Source organism: Muriicola sp. E247 (assembly GCF_041358175.1).
GTDB lineage: Bacteria > Bacteroidota > Bacteroidia > Flavobacteriales > Flavobacteriaceae > Muriicola.
Genome location: NZ_JBGKBE010000002.1, coordinates 93,605 through 114,736, shown reverse-complemented (window position 1 = coordinate 114,736; position 21,132 = coordinate 93,605). Strand labels below are relative to the sequence as shown.

The 21,132-nt window shown below is 41.7% G+C and carries 18 protein-coding genes; 1 reads left to right on the top strand and 17 read right to left on the bottom strand.

Annotated features, from left to right (window positions below; genetic code table 11):
* Positions 1–2: 2 nt before the first annotated feature.
* From ACA086_RS04080 to ACA086_RS04065, 4 genes are all read right to left on the bottom strand, one after another.
* Entirely contained in the window at positions 3–1,142 is a 1,140-nt protein-coding gene (locus tag ACA086_RS04080; RefSeq protein ID WP_371002074.1) for a carboxypeptidase-like regulatory domain-containing protein, read from the bottom strand.
* Entirely contained in the window at positions 1,129–2,880 is a 1,752-nt protein-coding gene (locus ACA086_RS04075; RefSeq protein WP_371002073.1) for a hypothetical protein, read from the bottom strand. The genes ACA086_RS04080 and ACA086_RS04075 overlap by 14 nt, the downstream gene beginning before the upstream one ends.
* A 77-nt stretch (positions 2,881–2,957) precedes the next feature.
* Positions 2,958–5,171, bottom strand: coding sequence for a TonB-dependent receptor plug domain-containing protein (locus ACA086_RS04070; protein WP_371002072.1), 2,214 nt, complete (start codon positions 5,169–5,171; stop codon positions 2,958–2,960).
* Position 5,172: 1 nt separating this feature from the next.
* A complete protein-coding gene (locus ACA086_RS04065) occupies positions 5,173–6,555 on the bottom strand; it encodes a M24 family metallopeptidase (RefSeq protein WP_371002071.1) in 1,383 nt (460 codons plus the stop codon).
* Between the two features lie 75 nt (positions 6,556–6,630).
* Between ACA086_RS04065 and ACA086_RS04060 the strand changes: the two genes are divergently transcribed.
* Positions 6,631–7,386, top strand: a complete 756-nt coding sequence (locus tag ACA086_RS04060) for a DUF4886 domain-containing protein (RefSeq protein ID WP_371002070.1) — start codon at positions 6,631–6,633, stop codon at positions 7,384–7,386.
* Here ACA086_RS04060 and ACA086_RS04055 read toward each other — a convergent pair.
* The 13 genes from ACA086_RS04055 to ACA086_RS03995 all read right to left on the bottom strand — a co-directional run bounded on the left by ACA086_RS04055 (position 7,383) and on the right by ACA086_RS03995 (position 20,882).
* Complete coding sequence (locus ACA086_RS04055) at positions 7,383–8,474, bottom strand: AMP-binding protein (protein ID WP_371002069.1); 1,092 nt, start codon at positions 8,472–8,474, stop codon at positions 7,383–7,385. The genes ACA086_RS04060 and ACA086_RS04055 overlap by 4 nt on opposite strands.
* Positions 8,458–9,393, bottom strand: coding sequence for a lysostaphin resistance A-like protein (locus ACA086_RS04050; protein WP_371002068.1), 936 nt, complete (start codon positions 9,391–9,393; stop codon positions 8,458–8,460). The genes ACA086_RS04055 and ACA086_RS04050 overlap by 17 nt, the downstream gene beginning before the upstream one ends.
* Entirely contained in the window at positions 9,384–10,436 is a 1,053-nt protein-coding gene (locus ACA086_RS04045; RefSeq protein WP_371002067.1) for an o-succinylbenzoate synthase, read from the bottom strand. Before ACA086_RS04045 ends, ACA086_RS04050 begins: the two co-directional genes overlap by 10 nt.
* Before the next feature lie 109 nt (positions 10,437–10,545).
* Entirely contained in the window at positions 10,546–11,226 is a 681-nt protein-coding gene (locus ACA086_RS04040) for a metal-dependent hydrolase (RefSeq protein WP_371002066.1), read from the bottom strand.
* A gap of 23 nt (positions 11,227–11,249) precedes the next feature.
* Positions 11,250–13,211, bottom strand: coding sequence for a sensor histidine kinase (locus tag ACA086_RS04035; RefSeq protein ID WP_371002065.1), 1,962 nt, complete (start codon positions 13,209–13,211; stop codon positions 11,250–11,252).
* Positions 13,212–13,881: 670 nt separating this feature from the next.
* Positions 13,882–14,637, bottom strand: a complete 756-nt coding sequence (locus tag ACA086_RS04030; protein ID WP_371002064.1) for a LytR/AlgR family response regulator transcription factor — start codon at positions 14,635–14,637, stop codon at positions 13,882–13,884.
* A 36-nt stretch (positions 14,638–14,673) separates the two neighbouring features.
* Positions 14,674–15,576: a 1,4-dihydroxy-2-naphthoate octaprenyltransferase gene (gene menA, locus ACA086_RS04025; RefSeq protein WP_371002063.1), complete on the bottom strand. Its 903-nt coding sequence runs from the start codon at positions 15,574–15,576 to the stop codon at positions 14,674–14,676.
* A gap of 5 nt (positions 15,577–15,581) precedes the next feature.
* Complete coding sequence (locus ACA086_RS04020) at positions 15,582–16,181, bottom strand: SPOR domain-containing protein (RefSeq protein ID WP_371002062.1); 600 nt, start codon at positions 16,179–16,181, stop codon at positions 15,582–15,584.
* A gap of 133 nt (positions 16,182–16,314) precedes the next feature.
* A complete protein-coding gene (locus ACA086_RS04015) occupies positions 16,315–17,157 on the bottom strand; it encodes a S1 RNA-binding domain-containing protein (RefSeq protein ID WP_371002061.1) in 843 nt (280 codons plus the stop codon).
* 63 nt (positions 17,158–17,220) lie between these two features.
* Positions 17,221–17,565, bottom strand: a complete 345-nt coding sequence (locus ACA086_RS04010) for a DUF2853 family protein (RefSeq protein WP_371002060.1) — start codon at positions 17,563–17,565, stop codon at positions 17,221–17,223.
* A 34-nt stretch (positions 17,566–17,599) separates the two neighbouring features.
* Positions 17,600–19,357, bottom strand: coding sequence for a 2-succinyl-5-enolpyruvyl-6-hydroxy-3-cyclohexene-1-carboxylate synthase (menD, locus tag ACA086_RS04005; protein WP_371002472.1), 1,758 nt, complete (start codon positions 19,355–19,357; stop codon positions 17,600–17,602).
* Between the two features lie 54 nt (positions 19,358–19,411).
* The gene (locus ACA086_RS04000) at positions 19,412–20,479 is read right to left on the bottom strand and encodes a chorismate-binding protein (RefSeq protein ID WP_371002059.1); all 1,068 of its coding nucleotides are present in this window, start codon (positions 20,477–20,479) and stop codon (positions 19,412–19,414) included.
* Positions 20,460–20,882, bottom strand: a complete 423-nt coding sequence (locus ACA086_RS03995; RefSeq protein ID WP_371002058.1) for a PaaI family thioesterase — start codon at positions 20,880–20,882, stop codon at positions 20,460–20,462. The genes ACA086_RS04000 and ACA086_RS03995 overlap by 20 nt, the downstream gene beginning before the upstream one ends.
* Positions 20,883–21,132 lie beyond the last annotated feature (250 nt).

Below are 21,132 nucleotides of genomic sequence, written 5' to 3'. Positions count from 1 at the left end.
TTTCAGGATCTTTCAAGTCTGATATTGATAAACTTCTTTTCAAGGATCTTTACGGTTAAAGTTTCCATCCCCTTTGCATTGAATTGAAGTAAGTCTCCTTTTTTAGCTTCTATCTGATAATTCCCATTTTCATTTGTGTTAACGGAGACGCCATTGCTAAAATTAGTAACCTTTACATTGGGTAAAGCTATATTTCCATGAAATACATAGCCCGTAATAATTGATTTAACTGCCTTCTTTTTATTTCTGGATCTGTCTTTTACTGCCTTTTTGGAAAACAAGGTGGATTCAAGCTCGTAAGCCATGGCAGCATCTATCAAGATCTTCCAATCGTCCTGACTGGCATATTTCTTATAGGAATCGGTAAAGCGATTATTGGCAGCAGCCAGAACAAGCCCAATTTTGGATGGCCCGTAAACTTTTAATAATTCAAGGCTCACGATAAAATCATCACGGACAAAAAGGTCAAATTGACGCAGGTCTACTGTAGCTACTTCAGGTGTAGATGGGATGGTATACAAAATATTCCTACCGCTTGAATTCAGGTTTGTTCCTGGGAAGCCGTTGGCACCATCAGTATCGTAAAAGTTAATCCTAACTAAAACACTGTCTGAGGTATTTCCCCAGACTTCAAAGTTGAATTCGTTTAATCTGCGAAGGCCCTTTTTTACCTTAATCCTTGTGGCCAATTCTCCACCAAGTGCGATATTATCCTTCCAGTATCCATAAAACTGGTGGCCTCCGTTTTTATACCCTATACGATCCCCGGATTCGAATAAGCCAGCGTCCGTAACAACAACCGGATTTAATTGTTCGGCTTTGGGCTCCAAATAGATTATCGGATACTCGTTGTAGCTAAACTCGAGTTCAGAAGCTTTTCTATTAATAGTACTATAACCCAGGGAGGAGAATTGCAGAATTTCCGAAGTCCCTAAAAGTTTAGTATCAATTTCCAAATGAAACAGGCCCTCTTCATCGCTTACGGTTCCAATGCCCTTTTTAGGAAAACCGATGTTCACATACGGGATTGGTTCATTCGTGTTTTTATCCAGAATAACCCCCTTATAATCTCGTTGTCCGTATCCTAATTGATATACGGCAAGAACAAATAAGAGAGTAGCAACTGACCTAGTTGGAAACAAGCGATAAAGAATTTTGAACTTTAAATAACTCCTGATTCACATTCTTTAATTGCAACTTGAATACTTTTACTTCCTTGCGTTGAGATTTTGAGCCAAAATTATGATAAATCGTCGCTTTGAGATAGGCGGGTGTCAGGCTCTTATTCCCCAGGTATTTCAGATTCACCTTCCATTGGCCAGTAATCGATCCATCAATTAAATATTCCTTACACGAGTATCCTTTAAGTTTTTCAACACGGATAAGTTCAGGGTCTGCCAGCATGCTGTGTTCCCAATTGTAATACTTGTCATTGGGATTGACAAACTGTAACTGAAACTCTGCCTCGCTATCATTCCATTCGAACACCAGTCGTGTGCCCTCAAAGCCACTATTTAGTGAAGGCCCTTTCTTTGTTTCCGTCGAGGTAAGTTCTTTTCTATGGAGTTCTAGAAGGTTACTGAATTCGCGTTCCATAAGAGGGGTGAATTCTTTGTCTTCAGCCCTAATAAACCCTTCCGCTACCAGATAATCATATCGGGCATAGATGGATGCCGATTTCTTGTAATCGCCTATGTCGGCATAACTCAGGGCTAAATCCCTGTAGGATTGCGCGTAATTAGGTCTTAAAATAAAGATTTCTTTATAGAGCTCATGTGCCTTTTCATTATTCCCCATGGTTTGGTAGAGGTATGCCAGTGCCTTCATCCCAACGGGATTGTCTTTAAATAAATACCAGTGATCCGCAATAATTTGATCAGCTAAACTGGTATTCTTCCATTTGGCCGCAAAATATCCAAAGACATCCAGGAAATAATACATTGAACTAGTGTACCTGGCTGATTGTTCCTTATAAAGATCTACTGCCTCCCGTTCGGAAGTAGTTGCGTATAATTCCTTCAGGTAAGTAGGCACATTTTTACTGGCCTGCTCTTTTGAAAGTGCGTTACCTTCGTATATATTATTTCTCAGTAATGCCTGATCATAAGGGCCCCCTGTCCTTGGATCGCGATACGTATTCCCCCCTTTTGTATTGATCACAATAATTCCTCCATTTCCTTGCCCTCCGTATTTAATTCCCAGTCCAAGGCCGCTGAGAATGGCAATGCGCTCAACGTTCTCAATGTTCACGAAGTCGGGGAATTCTGTGAGAATTAAACCGTCTACATCATAAATAGCGGGAAACATACCTAGCGCAGACCCCCTTAAGTAAATTGTTGGTTTATAGAAATCCACAGAGCGATCAACCCGAATACCAGCAGCACGGTATTGGATGGCAGAAGCAAGATCAATACCTCCAAATAAAAATTCCGACTTATCAATGATCCTCACAGAAAAGTTTGTGATTTCCTTATCTAGAATTCCAAAAGCAGTATTGATCAGGTTCTTGTTACTGTTGTATTCTTTTCGTAATTGAGCCTGACTCTTGATCTTCGTCTTTTCCACGACTACCTCATCCAGCACATTTACTGCTGTATTTAAACTGATATTTAGGACAGAGCTCACATCCTCCACCACGATCTCCATATCGGAAAGGCCCGGGTAGGTAAAGGTTACAAGGTCGCCTGCAGATGTATTTAATTCGTACTTGCCGTTAATGTCCGTTTTTACTGTTTCCCCGCTCTTTTCTGAGCTCACCTCTGCATTCACCAAAGGCGTGTCCATATTAGATACCTTGCCCCGGATAGTAAGTTGCTTATCCTGCGCCTGCAGGATAAACATACAGCAAAGCAATACTGAAGTAATTAGATTTCTTTTCATAGCTATAGTGTTTTTAATCAAGCAATTAAACTGTATAATATTATAACAACCTCCTTAAAGTTAAGAAATTTTGGCCTTTAATTTACCTGCACCGTTTTTAACAGTTTGGTTTCTCCGGGTGTGTTAAAGCTTACGACAATTACTTCTGAAGTCTGATCGGGGTATCCAAAGTTCTGGTAAAGGGTACATTTTAATACCAGGGGAACCTGATTCGTGAGATCGATATGATTGAGGTAGGTAGCGTTGAGGATCCATTCTCCCTGAACTCCGTCCCCGTAGAATTCGAATTCTTCAGAAGAATAACGATTTAAAATCTCGTCCTTCATCCGATCAGAAGCGGAGGTGCTGTTGTGCTCCCAGTTAAAATAGCGTTTCTGGGGATTGACAAACTGCAGATTAAATTCGGCTTCAGGGTCATTCCACTCGAAAACCAGACGAACATTGTATTTTATGTTATTCAGGTAGTTTGAAGGAACCCCGGTGGTATTTAAATCTTCCTTGTGCCTGAAAATGAGATTTTTCAATTCCCTGTTCACCGTTTTGCCCACGCTTTTTATACTAAGATCAGGGGTTGTTGAATTTCCCTGTAAGGCCAGTAGTTGCTGTAACGACTTTTGATATTCCCCAAGATTCCTTTGGGCTACAGCCAGATCGAGCCATGCCTGAACATTCTTCTCATCAATTTCTATAATCTCTTCATTGATCGCCGCTACTTGCTCATTATTCCCTACTTCCGATAAGACCATAGAAACTGCCCTGAGCGTTTTAATATCCTTTGGGAAAAGTTCAAGTATGCTGGAAGTAATCACAGCCGCCAGCTCGCTGTCTCTGGATTTAAAATAATCGGCGGCATCGAAGAAAAACTGCATGTTATCCTCTGCGGAGGGACGCATCTCCAGATACGTACGATAAGCTTCCTCTGCAGATTTCGATTTCTCAAGAGATTTCCTGATGGTGGATCGTCTCATTTCTGTCGACTTCTCCTCGTCATAGATATTATCCGTTAACCTTGCCAGGTCTGTTGGTTCTCCTGTTTTTTTAGAAGCCATAGCCGTCTTGGTTGTTATAAGAATAACACCATTTGCTCCTAAACTACCGTACTTATTGGTGGCAGCATATCCTTTCAGTACAGTAATCGACGCAATGTTGTCTGGATTTACGTAGTCGAAGCTCGTTTGACTATTTTGTCGCTCTGCAAATTGCTGCACTCCATCGCGGGAAGAATCCGATTGTCTTTGCGGCACCCCATCTATCACAACCAATCCATAATTATTGCCTAAAATGGAAGTATTTGATCGCATAGTTGCCCTACTCAAATCTTCGTCATTCCTCAGGGTTACATTAGAAAATTTATTTAATACTGCCTGAGAAACATCTGTCTGTATCGGTGTTATCGATTCATCGCCTATCGATTGTGCCGCATATCCAATTTTCTCTTTATTTTCTTTCCCATAAGCCGTAACCACTTCAGCTTCTACCTCTTCCTGTCTTCTTTCCACCAGTGTTACCTCGTCGAGGGTGAAGACATTGCCTTCCAGAAACACATTCATCTGATCTGTATCTTCCACGGCCACCACTTTATAGGTATTTCTGCTCCTGCTGCTGAGTAGCAGACTATCTCCGGGTTGAGCTTCAATGGAAAAACTACCGTCAACCACCGATCTTGTACCTCCGGGCATGCCCTTCACCGCAACCACTACATCTGGTACAGGAACGTTATCAATATAAACCTTCCCTTTTACCAGCTTTTTATTACTACCCACTGGCGTTTTCAAACTTGCGATATTCTCTGGTAAAATCGCGGCAAAATCCATTAAGCGATACCTGTTGATCAGGGCTGTCCTTTTGAGAAATTCCTCATCCCGGTTAGGAGAACTATTGATCAGGTAGGTTTTAGCAGGCAAATCGGGAGTGTCCTTATCAAGCCCCCGGTTTCCATCGGTAAATAAGTAGATATTGGGGTGTTTGGCCGGGCCACTGAGTATGGCATAGTATGTCGCTCCATCGTATTGAACAGCCTCCAGGTCGCTGCGTAAACTTTCCCAGTTACCTCCTTTAATCTGATACGTTCGTTCTTCAATCCCGATATTAAACAGCAACAGTTGAACCTCCTGATCGGGGCTGCGCTGGAATACCTTATCGAGTACTTCCAGGTCTTTTTCCAGATTCCTGTCTTTCATTGAAACAGAAGTGTCCCAGAATATGGTAGTATTGGGGTTTGGGGCTTCTTGTGACCATAGTATAGGGCCACTGAGGAGAAGCGCGAATATCAAAAAAAATAATTTCCGCATATTACTCACCTTGGTGAGGCACAGGCCTCGGGATTAAAAGCAATTCGGTTTGTCTTCCATTGACATATCTGAAGCCTTCAGGGCCAAAAAAACCAGCTTCCTCCAGCATAATACGTATATCACGATCCCATTGCGGCAAATGAACCGTAGAATTCAGTTCTATTGCGTATACCGTATTGGGATTAAGTGGATAGTTTTCTCCATCATCCTTCATTACTCCTCCCTGGGAATCCCACATCCCAATAGTGGTTCCCGCAGAGTGGCCATAGGCTCCCAATGGATGCGTATAAATTGCAGGCCGCAGACCTTCATTTCTCCCCTTATCGAGGGCAGTCCTAAGAATTTCATTGCCCGTGAGCCCTTCCTTCATACTTTCGGTTAAATGGTCCTGAACCCTATTCCCTTTTTTAAGCGCTTCAACAAGGAATGACGGAGCCGACCTTTCGCCCGGTTTTAAGACATATGCCAATTCCTGGCAATCGGTGTTCAGCCTGAGATAGGTGATACCGAAATCACAATGCAACAGGTCGCCGGGCAAAATCACCATATCTTCAGGTCGACCTGAAAAAGAATACAGGTGACTTACCAGTCCTTCATTAGATCGCTGGATGTCCACAGTGGGATGAAACCAGGTTTCCAGTCCCATTTCGGTGACCTTCTGTCGCATCCACCATTCTACATCTGAAGTAGTAGTGACCCCTGTGGTGATCACCTTTTCTGAAAAGGCTTCAGCAATAATTTCGTGGGTGATGCTCACCAACTGATTGAAAAGAACCATCTCCCTCCCCGTTCGGATTTCTATCCATCGTACCGCCAGCTGCTCCGCTGAAGTTACCCTTTTCTTAAAGCGGGATGGCAGGTACTGCATAAATTCATCGTAGTCTGTTTTATCGAGTCCATCGGCGATGTTATGATCCCTGGAGTAGTTTAGTCCTATTTTCGCAGGATTCTTTTCTTCGATGATCTCCATCAGACGTTTCCATTGATCTGGTTCTTTTTCCTTATCCCAGGCAGATTCAATATTCTCACCTACATTATATCGGGCAACGGCTAGTTTATCAATAGTGTTACTTTTTTTATCCCTGTAAAAAACGAGAATTGTCCTGCGTCTCGCATTAAGCCATGTGGCAGGAAGCATAGTGCGCAGCACGGGATCCTCATTGTATTCGCGGGAAATAAGAATCCACATATCAATCTCTGTTTTATCCATAAGTTCCGGCAAAAGCGAATTAAATCGTTCAGCCAGAATTTCATCTATTACCCTTGCACGGTCTTTTTCCGGAAGGATATGCTGGGCAAAAGCCGGAGTAGCTACCCACAGCAAACAAATGATCAAACATTGGGTAGAAGATAAAAAAGGAAATCGCTTAAAAGATAGAATCATAGTGTGATTTGAACTTTGTAATTAGTGGTTTAAAATACGGCTTTTTAAGGAAACTAAAATACCTTATCTTTAAGTATGAAATGGTATTCATTCCTCTTCCTTTTCTTTTTTGTATTGTCTCTGGGATGTTCACAGTCTTCTGAAGTCAGCAAGCTTCCGAATCCTGGTGCTGAGACCGAATTTCAGGCAAAATATGTCCTTTTTATAGGTAATAGTCATACCAATTACAATCTCGGCATTGATCATTATTTGAAAGGATTCACCTCTCAGGCCGGATTAGATTTTAGTCCGACAATTGAAAAAATTACTATGGATGGGGCTTCCATACAGGATCACCTTGAAAATGCAAATACCCTTGCCAAGCTAAACGAAAAGAATTGGGATGTCGTCATATTTCAGGAAAACTCAACCGTGGCTTCAGAACAGACCACCGAAACAATTACAAGTTTACAGGAAATGAAATTTGCCTTGCCCGATAACAAGACGAAAATTTACCTGTTTATGACCTGGGCCTATGAGGCCGAACCGGCCATGCTGACAAATATCAGGGCGACCTATGAGCAGGCTGCCCCACTGGTCTCTGGCATTGTAGTGCCTATTGGCCTGGCATTTAAAGAAATTGCTGATGATTCAACTTTTGAGGTGACACTATACAATGCCGATGGTATTCATCCCAGTATAGAAGGATCTTATCTGTCTGCCGCTATGTTTTACGCTGCCATCTATAACAAAGATCCCGTTTTGAATTCCTATTCAGCCGGATTAGAAACGTCAATAACCAGTTACCTCAAGGGAAAGGCAAATGAAGTCTGGATGGTATATCAGAATTAAGTTTGCAGTTGTTCTGCGAGGAATCTGCGATCCAATTTTCCACTCTCTGAGATTTTAAATCGGGAAATAAAATGTATTTCTTTGGGTATTTCGAATTTATCGAGGGTATTCACATCTGAAATATGCTTGAGGATTTGCGCCGGATTTCCTTCGCCTTCAATAGCCAGGATCAGCTTTTCACCCAGTGCCTTATCGGGTTTACCCAAAACAACAAATTTATTTTCAAGGTGGGGTTTAAGTTTGGCCTCTATCACTTCAGGAATTAATTTTACCCCTCCTGAGTTTATGATATTATCCCATCGGCCCAACCAGTTAAATTCCTTTTCTGAAATAAGCTTGACAAGATCGTTAGTGACCAGTGATTCAACCCCTAAATCCGGAGCATTGATCACCAGGCAATTGCGGTTATCGGTCGAAACCGTTAGTCCGGGTAAGGTCTCAAATGGTATCGCCATCTGATCACTTTGCCCTTCTTCCTTTCCGTTGACAGGCCTGACCGCAATATGTGAACAAGTCTCGGTCATTCCGTAGGTTTCAAATATTCTTGAGGGGCTTTTTTGCAACTTTAGTCTTAATTCGGAGGAGAGTGGCGCCCCTCCCACAAGGAGTGTATCTATGGAAGAAAGATGCTTAATTGATTTTTCCAGCTGCAATGGAACCATGGAACACAGGTCATACCTCCTGTTCAGGCCGTTTAAGGGTGAAGAGGAAGGATCTACAGTATCTAATGAAAGTCCGATCACCATTGCGCGGACCAACATCATTTTTGCTGCGATATGGCTGGCCGAAAGACATAATAATGCTGTCTGCCCGGCTTTGAGTCCAAAATAGTCAGCTGAACGCAAAGCAGAGTTAATCATGGCCTGTTTGGTAACGCGAATGGATTTGGCTTTCCCGGTAGAACCTGAAGTTCTCAGGGTGAGTGAATCATGTGGTGAAACCCAGTCCATCAGAAAATCCCCAATCAAGCGCTCTTCTTTATCCCCTTCTTTGATCAGACTGTAAGCCACATCGTTCAGCTCGTGAATAGAGAAATGTGTACCCTGAAATTTAAATAAGGGATGCGTTTCTTTATATTGATTTTGCATGGGAGTAGTTTTCTTCAAATTCTTCTTTGGTGTATACTTTTCCTGTGAGTCTTTCCTTCCAGTTCTTCCATCCGTATTTCTTTGAAAAGAAATAAAGCAGCAAGGGGAAGATCACAAATACAGGAACAAGAATATCCCACCCCAAAACAGGTTCAGAAATATCCCTGTAAATAGAATTCGTTTGAAAAGCCGTCCAGTCTGCCGTAACCAGCAGCGCCCCAAAAAGGTTGTTGGCGGCGTGGAACCCCAGTGCCAGTTCAAGACCTTCATCCATCAGAGTTATGACACCCAGGAAGAGTCCGGTGCCAATATAGAAAATCATTACCCCCGGGCCTAAGGTATCCACTTCGGGATTCCCCAGGTGCATCAGCCCGAAGAGCAGGGAAGTAAATAATAATGGAAACCAACGATTTCGTACCAACAGTCCCAAACCTTGCATCATATGTCCCCGAAACATATACTCCTCAAAACTGGTTTGCAGAGGGATGAGTAAAATGGCAATCAGGGCCAGTTTTAAAAATGGGATAAGTTCAAAATTTAATTTAAATTTTTCAGGAGAAAGAACCACATCAATTAGCGTCAGGCCTACAGTGATCCCTCCCCAGAGAAAGAAGGCAAACCATATTCTTTTCCAATCCACTTTTTTTCTTGAGGTGGTTAGGGCTCTTATCGATTGGGATTGTACAAGCTTTACCCATCCAAGGACAAAGAACAGCCCAAGTGCCAGGGGAAACAGAAGTAAAATCAGGACCACATTAGATCCCAGTTTTTCTATCATTTCAGCCATCATTACATCCACACTTACCGGGGAATACAGCATCGAAATATAATTGAAGACCATAAGGACAATAAAGCCCAGGGGAAGGATCCAAAACTTCCAGTGTTTAAATTCTCCTTCATAACCTTGTTCTATGTACATGCTTCCTGAATTAAATTAGTTGACCAGATTTTTTCTTTGCGATAACAGAGTTGCCCCTGATATACTTCCAGCGGACTTTCAATATTATTGGAAAACAAACTACCTGTGCCCAGTCCCTGGGGGAGTGGGTTTTGCAGTGTAGCGGTCCATTGGGCGATGGCATTGAGACCTATATTACTTTCCAGGGCACTGGTCACCCACCAGCCTATCCCCATTTCCTCAGCGAAGGTAATCCATTCCCGGCTACCATGAAATCCTCCAACCAGGCTTGGCTTTAAGATAATATAATCAGGCTTTATTATTTGTAGTAATTCTTTCTTCTTTGTTTCACTCAAGACACCAATCAGTTCTTCATCCAGGGCAATATCCATAATTCCTTCAGCACATAACTCCTTCATCAGTCCCGTCTGTCCGGCCTTTACGGGTTGTTCTATGGAATGGATGTCGAGGGTAGCGAGTTGTTCGAGTTTTTTATAGGCATCTTTTTTTTCAAAAGCGCCGTTGGCATCCACTCTGATTTCTATTTCTTTGGCAGTATAAAGATCTCGTATCCCTTTGAGAATATCAATTTCGGCTTCGAAATCAATCGCCCCTATTTTAAGTTTCAGACATGTAAATCCGGCTTTTAACCGTTCGCTAAGCTGTTCCTCCATAAACTTTCTGTCCCCCATCCAGATTAGTCCATTGATCGCAATAGATTCTTTTCCCTCTGTAAAATCTGATGGGAATAGAGAAAATGGATCTGTAGCCTGTAGTGATCTGAATGCCTGTTCCAGTCCAAATTGTATACTGGGAAACTCTGTCAAAGCCTTGCTTAACTCATCCTGGCCTATATTGATATTTGAACAGACCCATTGTAGTTTTTCTTCATACCCGGGAACATCGTCATAACTCAGTCCCCTGAACATGGCGCATTCCCCAATCCCAGTTCTCTCACCCTCTTGCAATATGAGGTACCAGGTCTCTTTTTCGTTTAATACCCCACGGGATGTTCCGCCGGGTCTTATAAAATTGAGTATATGTTTTCTGAAGGAGGCTTTCATAGGAAGTTACTGCAAATTTAGCCATAAATTGTCTTCCAGACCCAATTCAATATACAGCTGAGAGAAATCCCGGGATAAAAACTTTTTATCAGCAAAACTTATGCAAGTATCAAATAGTCATCGATTCCCCTATCCCCAACAAGTGCAATTCCTTCCCTGCCTTTTTAAATGTTTCTTTGGCAAGTTTATGGTCTATTTCAATATATCCGAAAGTGTCATAGTGGTAGCCCAGTACTTTACTACATTCGACAAAATCTGATGCATGAACCGCATCTTCAATACCCATGGTGAAATTATCTCCTATCGGAAGAATGGCGAGGTCTAATACAAACTGTTTTGGAATGAGTTTCATATCCATGGTCAGTGCGGTGTCACCAGCGATATAGATGTTCTTGCCTGCAGCACTTAAAACAAATCCCCCGGGTTGCCCGCCATAGGTGCCGTCTGCGAAGGAAGAGGTATGTACTGCCTGCACATATTTCAGCTTCCCGAATGGAAATGACCAACTGCCCCCGTGGTTCATAGGGTGGACCTCAAATCCCTTCTCCTGGAAGTACATGGCAATTTCATAATTGCTGATGATCTTGCAATTGGTGCCACTTGCAATTTCCTCCACGTCGAGTACATGGTCCTGATGGGCGTGCGTTAAGAGTATAAAATCAGGTTTGAGGTCTTTTAATTTTATAGCGTCTTTTACCATAGGATTCCCGGTGATAAAAGGGTCAACTAAAAGAGTATGCGAATCAAATTTCACGGAGAGGGAGGCATGTCCCAGGAAGGTAATTTCCATAAAGATTAAATTTTGACTCTAATTTATTTAAAATTGAACCAAAATCGAACTCCTTCTGTAGTTTTATCAATATTTAATGTAGACTGTAACTGATTCACGAGTCGGTTCATGAGGCGTATCCCCATAGAGGAATTGGTACGCTCGTCAGAATCATCGGGAAGGCCAATCCCATTATCGGTATATTCAAAAAAGCCCTGTTCCCCGTTTTTACGTAAATGGATGTAGATCTTCCCGTTGTTTTTATCTTCAGGAAAGGCGTATTTAAATGAGTTGGAAACCAATTCGTTCAGGATCAGACCAAAAGGGATTGCTCTGTCGATGTCGAGCTCAACACCCTCGGCATCTATAGTGATATTGATGTTGTGTCCTCCTTTTTTAAAGACCGATTGAACACTGTTCACCAGGCTTTCGATGTATCCCTGCATTTCTATCACGGACAGATCGTCGTTCTGATAGAGTTTTTGATGTATCAGGGCCATTGCCTTCACCCTACTCTTCCCTTCTTCAAGAGCCTCAATGGCGGCCTTGCTGCGGGTATTTTTTGTCTGAAGACTCAGGAGGGAGGAAACCATCTGCAGGTTATTTTTTACCCTGTGGTGGATTTCTTTCAGCAGGGAATCTTTTTCAACAAGCGCATTCTCTATGATATGCTTTTGCTCGGCTATTAGGCGTTGGTTCTTAATACTCTTCAGGTAGGCAAACACCAGTCCGGCAAAACCCAATAGCGTAAAAATAAGGGAAATAAAGACCAGGTTAGTCCTCTCATCCATTGCGGCCATGTCGCTTCTTGTTTGTTCCATCTCGAGCTTCTGAAGGTTGATCATCCTTCTTGAGTCCTCAAGGTTTTCCTCTGCGATGATGGCAGCTATCTGTTGTCTTTTAATAGCAGATTCATTTACTTCGAGGGAATCCCTGATCCGAACATTTTTTTTCAGGTATAATGCCTGATTTTCAAAATCACCCGTGCGGTCATAGTAAGCTGCAAATAAGCGATTCTTCCTGATGATCTGACTGGTTTTTGTCAATTCCAGGTCGATATCAAGATAATCTTTAGCGATCTTCAACCGATCCATTCTCAGGTGACATTCTGCGAGGGCAAGTACGTTTTCATTTACTTCTGATGAGGTACGTCCTATATTATTCTCTTCAATAGTGGTTATACTGGTTTCCAGATAAGGGATAGCTTTATCAAATTGCCCCATCTGTACATAACATTTTCCAATGTTCCCGTCGATTATACCCTTTAGCAGATTTCCATTGATAATTTCGCTCTCGGTCTTTACGGAACTCATGTCGTTGAGATACACTTCAATATATCCCTTTGCCTTGGAGAAATTCGTTAGGGCCGTGGAAGTTGTTTTATCAAGCAGCAGGAAATTCCCAATTGAGTTATGATAATTGGCCAGGCCATAATAATCGTTTTCCTCAATCGTATTCTTGTTTTCCATGATATAGTCTTTCATGGCCTGTCTGTGAAGACCCAGATTGGAATATATATCGTAGAAGGAAATATTGTTCTTTAAACCCAATTCCCGTTTTTGCTTCCTGATCTCTACCTGCTTGTCATATAGTTCCAGGCGGGAGTAGTTAGCATCCAAAAGGTTGAGCAGTAACTCTTTGGTAGGCTGGTCTAATTTGTGTTTTTCGCTGTAGATTCTTGTTGCTACCGAAACACTTCTATCGTAGTCCCCAATATCAAAATAGATCTGGGATTGGATGAGTTTATATTTTTTTATTGCGAGAGAATCCCCCCCACTTTCGGCGTTCTTAATATAGCGTTCTACGGCGTCGAGCCAGTCATATGCGGAGTGGGTGCTATACCTGTTTACGGTATCAAAGAAATAGGAGAAGCGATCGGAAACAGACTCTGCATTTTGAAATTTTAGCAATGCATCATTCTCTAATGGGTCTAAGTCCTGGGAAAAACCAGAAAAAGACGCAATAGCGAAGTAAAAAGATAAAATGATGCCAAGCTTTTTTGCCATAACACGCTTAGTGCATTGAAGTGATATTGTTCATAAATGTCTGAGGTATCACCTCTTGAATTTCGTCCCTCAAACTTACCATAATTAAACGGGCAGGATTAATTTTTGTTGTAAACTGAGGCCTTTGTGTTGTTATTTCTCTTTCCCGATAAAACTGTAGATTTTTAATCCTTTCAATCGCGATAGAAAATCAGATGGAAGAGTTCTCCTTGGCGCTCAAATTTCTTCAACATAAAAAAGACCATACATCTTTGCATAGCCCTGGTACAAATTGAGTAAAAAAAAGGTAAGATTTGGGATGTTCAGAGAACACTTTAAAAATAGGCTGATACTGTCTGAGATTTCACTAATTGTTGTGAACCTCCCTCAATATGTTGTGAAATACAGATTTTTGTATGTTAACTTCGGTTTCTAACCTTTTTTCTCTTCTCAATTCCGGTAACTGCAGATAGGCTTACAGAATCAAAAAAGGGTAGGCCATAAATGGCACAACCCTTTTTAACGAGAACACTATATGAAAATGAAAAAAGGTAATATCTAATTCGAAAACTAATATATCCTGTCTCCAGCGAGAATAAAAAGTAATGTTGTCAAAACACGGAAAGTTGTGGTGAATACTCAAATTCACCTAAAAGCCGGTAATTCGGGATTAAACATAGGAGAATACTCCTTAGGAATTCATGGCGGAAATGATGAATTCCTTAAAATCCTTCGATATGGGTATCAGGGTATTGTTGATCATGATGTCCTTTGAATTGATGGCATCGATATGATCTACATTTACGATGTAGGATTTGTGGGCTCTGTAAAACTTATTTTTGGGTAATTTCTCCAGATAATCCTTGAGAGGTGACCTAACCAAAAACTTTTTATCTACAGTATTCACTTCCAGGTAGACATTGTCAGCTTTGATAAAACGAATATCTTCAAATTGGATACGATAATACAGGTGTTGTTTTTTTACGAAGATGGAATCTTTTAGAACCGAATTGGAAACTACTTTTTCACTGGTATCCTGCGTTGAAGCATCTTCCTTAGATTTCTCTGAATAGTCGAAGTTAGACAGTGCAATTTCAATGGAAGTATACAAATCTTGTTGCTCAAAAGGCTTCACCAGGTAGCCGTTTGGCTTGACAGTTTTTGCATTTTCAACCGTAGCCCTGTCAGAATTGGAGGTTACAAAAATGAACGGGATATTGTATTTTTCGCGGATGTGTTTTCCAAGATCAATACCTGTCTTATCGGAAGCGAGGATAATATCGATAAGTACAAGGTCTACATGATTATTTTTCAGGACTTCTTCTGCCTGCTCATAAACAATTACGTTATCGACGATCTCGTAGCCTATCTCTTCCAGCATAGACTGCATATCGTCTGCAATGATCACGTTATCTTCTACAATAAGGATCTTTATCGGTTGTTCCAAAATGTATGGGGTTTATGAAGGTTATGGTATTCAAATTTACAAAAAAATATTAAACCCAAGATAAAACATCAAGGCCATGAAAAAGGTGCTTAAAGCTACTTTCTTAAGCTCAGGATCGAAATCTGCAGCTGAATTGATCCTCTTCACTTTTATAGCATGAAGGCCCAGGGGTATGAATACGATCAGACAAAAATACTGGTAGGCTACTGCTCCTGAAGCTCGCAGATACAATAACATACACAGTAGAGAAATAAATAATAAAAAGAAGTGGTATAGTTTGGCCCTGCTAACTCCCAGTTTTACTACCAGGGTGTTTTTTCCAACCCTGGAATCGGAGGAAAAGTCTCTTAAATTATTCAAATTGAGAACAGCTGTACTCAATGTCCCTATTGAAACGGCGGGGAGTAGATCTATCCATCCCAATTCTTTGGTAAATAGAAAGAGAGACCCGAGCACACTTAGCAATCCAAAAAAACAAAATACAAAGAGATCCCCGAGACCCTTGTATCCATATGCCGAGTCACCAACGGTATAACGAATAGCAGCCCATACGGCAAGTGCCGCAAGTAGGGAGAACAACAGCAAATATTCCGGATAACCATCAAATGCCTCATAAATAAGCAGACCGATAAATACAAAGGTGATGACTACAGAAATAAAAATTCCTGTTTTGAGTTCTGCGGCTGACAATGAGCCACTTTGCATGGCACGTTTTGGTCCGATCCTTTCATCATTGTCTGTCCCTTTAATACCGTCACCATAGTCATTTGCAAGATTGGAGATAATCTGCAGACCCAGGGTAGAGAGAATGGCCAGAATAAAGATATAGTTGTCTAACTGACCATAAATCGAAGCCATTCCGGATCCAACAAGAATGCCGGATACAGATAAAGGCAGCGTCCGAAGGCGAATCGCGCTTAACCAGACTTTCGCTTTCAAATACGTTAATTGGCGGGTTCTATCTTAAGTCGCTTACCGTCTTTATACGAAGCGACAAAAGCATCTTCAAAGCCCAGATTTACCAGTTGCTTCCTGAATTTCTGAGCTTCGTCAAGTGTCTCAAAATTTCCCAGAGAATAGGAATAAAACGGGTTGGTCTTTACAAACAAAGTATTGTTCAGAGATTTCGAAGATAAAGTAAGGTTATTATCGATAAAAGATTTAATCTGCACTGAATAGATAGTCTCCTTTTCCAGAAAATTTTTGGCCAGGTAGAATTCCTTTACCAGACTTAATTCTTCATTTTCCCTCCTAAGATTATCGATCCTGGCTTTAAAACTGTCGAGGCTGTCAAGCGGTACGGAAAAGCTAGTCTCGGCGACTTTAGAATTTGAAGTGCTCAAACCGGCAGTAAAAGAAGTAATGGCAAGAGAAGCGATTAGGAATAAAACGGTTACACCGGCAAAGATATTCCGCTGTATCTTACTGCGCTTCAACTCCTTATTCTTGAATTTGATCTGATCTAAAAGTCGCTCATTAATAATCTGAGCTTTGTCGATATCTTTGTGCAGTTCAAGTAGGTCGCTTTCCTCAATAAATGGCATATGTACTTAGATTTTAAAAAGTGGGGCTTAAATATAACCAAAAAGCTCAGAATCAAAAAAATAATGGGCATTATTTAGAGAATTGAATGTAGTGATTCTGAAGTGAATCGCAGGAAGGAATCAATCTACCACCTTAAGGCGATTTCGTCACCAAATAGATACCATCCTCCTCCAAAGAGATTTTTTTGTCCTTGTATAAGGTACCAATTGCCTTTTTAAATGTTTTTTTACTCATCGACAATACAGACCTGATCTCTTCCGGACTAGAAGAATCGTTTAGTTTAAGAAATCCACCCTGCTCCTGTAATACCTGGAAAATTTGATCGGCTGCCGGTTCTAATGCTTTTAGTCCCATTGGCTGCAAGACGATGTCGAGTTTTTTATCGGGGCGTATTTGTTTTACAAAACCTTGCAGGGCATCGCCAACCTGAATCTTTTGAAATACATCGCTGTGGAAGATGAGTCCCCTGTGCATGTTGTTGACAACAACGTCCCATCCTAATTCAGACTGGCGGTAAACCAGCAGGGAAACTTCTTCATTTACTCTGAGGTTGACCGTTTCATTGTTCAGAAATTTTGATAGTCGGCTAGAGCCTACTAAACGAAAGGATTTTTCATCCAGATAACAATACACCACTTCCCAGGTCCCGGCGACCATCTTATTTCTTTGTTCCCGATACGGAACCAGCAGATGCTTTTCGAGGCCCCAGTCCATAAAAGCACCAATCTCGTTTACTTCTGCCACCCGGAGGTAGGCAAAACTATTTCTTTTGACAAAGGGTTTTAGAGTGGTGGCAATAGGTCTTTCTTCATGATCTAAATAACAGAACACTTCAATTTTATCCCCGATCTCAAAATCCTCAGGTTCATATTTTGCCGGTAAAAGCAGGTCATCCACATCATCATCCCCCAGAAAGAGTCCGACACTGGTACTCCTCAGGATGGTCAATTCATTGTAATTTCCCAATTCAATCATAATTCCTTCATTTGCAACCTGATTATTCTCTGATTTACTGCCCTATTTCCAAGGTAGATACCTTTAGTCGTAGACATTTTCCTTTCCGAACTTTTTTGTGAGCAGGTAATATATGACAGCGCGGTATTTAGTACGCTCAGAAACGCCGTATTCTTCAATCACCTCTGCTATCGCCCTGTCTAGAACCTCGTTGTCTTCCAGATCTAGTTTCCTGATTAAAAAATTATGTTTAACCCTGGCGAGTTCTTTTTCATCTGAACCAGACACATTGGCTGCATCCCGTTTATAAATAGAAGGTCCCAACCCAATGGTTACCTGCCTGAGCAAGGTCATATCCGGTTGATGATTAAACTTTGTCCTTAGCGTATCCGCATATTTCTCAATCAATTCTTCCCTTTGGTTAGCCATATATTTATTTTTTATTCTGTAATCCTGAAGCCTGTTAAGATATAAAATCGAAATACTCGAGCAAAATCCGGTCGTTGAGATTAGCGGGCGTTCTAACCTCCAGCAGTTTTGGTCTTTCTGAAAGAGTGTAAAAATCCTTCAACGCTTCTTTTAAGCTACTTTTGTCATCTGCCTCAAGATATTCGAAGTGGAATAACTCACAAAGAGGTGCGGCCTTTAACTGATGGGTGGTCTCAAAAAAGGTCTTGAAATTCTCAGAGTCTTCCTTCCCTGGTAAAATCCTGAAGATACCCCCTCCTCCATTATTAATAACGATTATCCTGAAATCGGGACGTATATAGGTGTTCCACAGCCCATTACTGTCATAGAAAAAACTGAGATCCCCCGTTATAAGTACGGTCGGACCTTTATAATGAAGGGCTGCTCCTACTGCAGTAGAAGTACTTCCGTCAATTCCACTTGTACCCCGGTTGCAGAACACTGGCTGATCTTCACCCATATCAAATAGCTGGGCATAACGAACCGTAGAACTGTTGGCCAGCTGCACCATCAGACCCTTAGGCAGACTTTGAATGATCTTTTCAAATGCCCACATATCCGAAAAGAGAATATCCCTGAGGTATTCAGTCCTTTTTATTTTGTAATGATCCCGAACAGCCAGCCATTTCGACTGATAGTTACTTTGGCCCTTTTTAATCCCGGGGATAAATTGTGCCAGGAAATTATCTGCGGGTACTTTAAAGTGATGGTTTAAGGCATAGTAGGTATCAAAAGCCTTATTTTCATTGACATGCCAGTGTTCGACGGGTTTGTACTTCCTCAGAAAGGCCTTAATTTTTTTGGAAACCACCAATCCCCCGAACGTAAGAAGTATTTCGGGTTGCAATTCCCTGAATTTTTTGTCCCCGTCTTCTGCTTTTTCAATCGGCGCGACGATACTATCGATACTGGGAATAATATTTGGGTGATGAAGATTGGAAGTGGTTTCGGTAAAAATCAGGACGGAGGGATCGTTTGCGAGTGTATTGAGCCATTCCGACCCGATTTCCCCGGGAGACATTACCCCTACTAAAATCATTTTCCGGTTCGCTAGGTTCCACCGACTTTGAAAATCTGAAAGATCTTCAGTTTCTGCCATTGCCCTCTCCGGCTCCGGACCCAAATTCAAAGAGAGATAAGGAGAGGATGTTGTTTCATACAAGGGTTCCTCAAACGGTACATTTATATGCACGGGGAGCGAACTTTTAAACAGAATATCCATCGCCTTGCGAATTTCATCACTGTTGAATTCCCAAATCTCTTTCTGCAGGCTTTCCAGGGAGCGCCCTTCACCCAGCATTTTCGGATCGAAATGTGAAATAGTAGCAGTGGCATGACTCACGTCGAGCTTTAAATTTGCACTGTAGCCTATATGCCGGTCAAAGACATCATCCTGTCTTATGGTTTGCCCATCGCCAATATCGATTTTATAAGGGGGCCGGTCTGCAGAGATCACCAGCAAAGGATGATCACTGTAATAGGCTTCTGCCACTGCAGGATAGTAATTTAGTAAAGCACTTCCCGAGGTACAGAGCACTGCAACAGGCCTTTTTAACTGCTGACTCATCCCTATGGCAAAAAAGGCGGCTGCCCGTTCATCAACAATGCTGTAGCAATTAAAAAAAGCATCTTCGGTAAAGCCTATGATAAGAGGTGCATTTCTGGAACCAGGAGAGATCACAATCCGAGAAATATCCATGGCCTTACAATATTGAACCAGAAGTTGAGCAGATGGGATACTCGGGTGTCGCATAGGCTGGCAAAAATACAATCCTATCGGAAGCATTCCCAATGATATTCTATAATTCTACAGCACCTTCAGGATAGTCCTACTTTTTGCGATCGTTTCCTGCCATTCCTTTAAGGGATCCGAATCCTGAGTAATCCCACCTCCTACATAGATAATGGCTTTGGCTTCGCGTAATTCCATACACCTCAGGTTGACAAACAATCTGGTTGCCTGTTGCGGTTCCACTTCTATTTCACCCAGGTAACCGGTATAAAACTTGCGCTTATAAGCTTCATGTTTTCTAATATACGACATGGCTTCCTTTAATGGGATACCACAAACCGCTGGCGTTGGGTGCAGGGTTCGTATCATCCTTGCAGTTTGATCGACTTTTACCACCCCTGTGATGGTCGTTTTTAAATGCCAAAGCGTACCGGCATCTGTGGTCTGGACTTCTGAACTCTTTACTTCAATCCCCAAACCTGCCATTGCTTCTTCAATGTATAGGGTTACAAGCTGCTGTTCCTCCTTTTCCTTTTCTGTCCAGTTGGGTTTTTTGTCGCCCGATTTCTCTATGGTTCCTGCAAGGGCCACGGTAGTAAACCGATTCCCCTTTACTTGAAGCAAAATTTCAGGTGTTGCGCCTATCCAGCACCCTACCCGGGGATGGTACCAGCAATAACAGAATGCGGAGGGATATTCAAGTATCAATTCATTAAAAATTTCAATAGCTGATTTTTCTGTGGCCACCTCCATGGACCTTGACAGCACCACCTTGTTCAGATCCGTATTCTGAATTTCTTTCACGGCTTCACCTACCATTTTTTTGTACCGAACTGCCTCTTTACCATCCACAGGGTAATCCGGAACATTATTATCTTTTCGAAAAATCCCTGTGTCGAGTTTAGCCGTGATGTACTTATCAGGAGACATGAGTATAGTTTCCTGTGTATCGTCAAAAGGACTAAAAACAAAACCCGGATGCTTAAAATCGGTAGTGTAATTGAGTTTAGTGTCCGATTGTAATATGGCCTTAAGCTCCCTTTTGTGGGGGTACTTAAAAACAACAAAGGGCAAGCTACTTTGATGGTGAGCTTTTACCTCAGACATCAACTCTTTATGTGACTTATTTTCTCGGGAGGGCAATGGTAGTGAGTTTACATTGGGAAATTAAACGATCCTCTTCATCAGTCACTCTGATCTCCCACAGTTGGGTAGTTCGGCCTTTATGGATAATACTCGCCTTGGCGTAGACCCAACCATCTTTAATACTGCGAACGTGGTTGGCTGCAATCTCTATCCCCCTCACATAAAAGGACTGTCCATCCAGGAAGACGTAAGAGGCCGCAGAACCGACGCTTTCTGCCAAAGCAACCGTGGCTCCTCCGTGAAGTACTCCATCAGGCTGGTGAACCTTAGAACTAACCGGCATTCGGGCAATAAGAAAATTTTCCCCCACATCAATGTATTCAATCTCCAGGGTTTCCATCAGGGTGTTTTTCCTGATTTCATTACAGACCTGCAGGATTTTTGCTTTATGATCGCTCATTTCAAATTTTTGCTAAAATTAAGCATATTTAGATCAATCGGTCTACTGATAAGAATTCTTACAAGCTTCATGAAGATTTACTTCCAATCGGTGTAACATAATTACTTTTTTGTCGTCTTTTAAGCAATTACCTAACTGATTATCCGAATAATGTGCACCTCCGTTATTGGATTGGCAAGCCGTTGATTCAATAGCTGAACATAGCCTACAAAGATTAATTCATATTCGATGGTAATCACAATGAAATTAT

What these genes read in the sequence shown, in the direction of transcription:
- ACA086_RS04075 (WP_371002073.1), bottom strand. Translation starts at nt 2,880, where the DNA reads ATGAAAAGAAATCTAATTACTTCAGTATTGCTTTGCTGTATGTTTATC.
- ACA086_RS04070 (WP_371002072.1), bottom strand. Translation starts at nt 5,171, where the DNA reads ATGCGGAAATTATTTTTTTTGATATTCGCGCTTCTCCTCAGTGGCCCT.
- ACA086_RS04065 (WP_371002071.1), bottom strand. Translation starts at nt 6,555, where the DNA reads ATGATTCTATCTTTTAAGCGATTTCCTTTTTTATCTTCTACCCAATGT.
- ACA086_RS04060 (WP_371002070.1), top strand. Translation starts at nt 6,631, where the DNA reads ATGAAATGGTATTCATTCCTCTTCCTTTTCTTTTTTGTATTGTCTCTG.
- ACA086_RS04055 (WP_371002069.1), bottom strand. Translation starts at nt 8,474, where the DNA reads ATGCAAAATCAATATAAAGAAACGCATCCCTTATTTAAATTTCAGGGT.
- ACA086_RS04050 (WP_371002068.1), bottom strand. Translation starts at nt 9,393, where the DNA reads ATGTACATAGAACAAGGTTATGAAGGAGAATTTAAACACTGGAAGTTT.
- ACA086_RS04045 (WP_371002067.1), bottom strand. Translation starts at nt 10,436, where the DNA reads ATGAAAGCCTCCTTCAGAAAACATATACTCAATTTTATAAGACCCGGC.
- ACA086_RS04040 (WP_371002066.1), bottom strand. Translation starts at nt 11,226, where the DNA reads ATGGAAATTACCTTCCTGGGACATGCCTCCCTCTCCGTGAAATTTGAT.
- ACA086_RS04035 (WP_371002065.1), bottom strand. Translation starts at nt 13,211, where the DNA reads ATGGCAAAAAAGCTTGGCATCATTTTATCTTTTTACTTCGCTATTGCG.
- ACA086_RS04020 (WP_371002062.1), bottom strand. Translation starts at nt 16,181, where the DNA reads ATGCCATTTATTGAGGAAAGCGACCTACTTGAACTGCACAAAGATATC.
- ACA086_RS04015 (WP_371002061.1), bottom strand. Translation starts at nt 17,157, where the DNA reads ATGATTGAATTGGGAAATTACAATGAATTGACCATCCTGAGGAGTACC.
- ACA086_RS04010 (WP_371002060.1), bottom strand. Translation starts at nt 17,565, where the DNA reads ATGGCTAACCAAAGGGAAGAATTGATTGAGAAATATGCGGATACGCTA.
- menD (WP_371002472.1), bottom strand. Translation starts at nt 19,357, where the DNA reads ATGCGACACCCGAGTATCCCATCTGCTCAACTTCTGGTTCAATATTGT.
- ACA086_RS03995 (WP_371002058.1), bottom strand. Translation starts at nt 20,882, where the DNA reads ATGAGCGATCATAAAGCAAAAATCCTGCAGGTCTGTAATGAAATCAGG.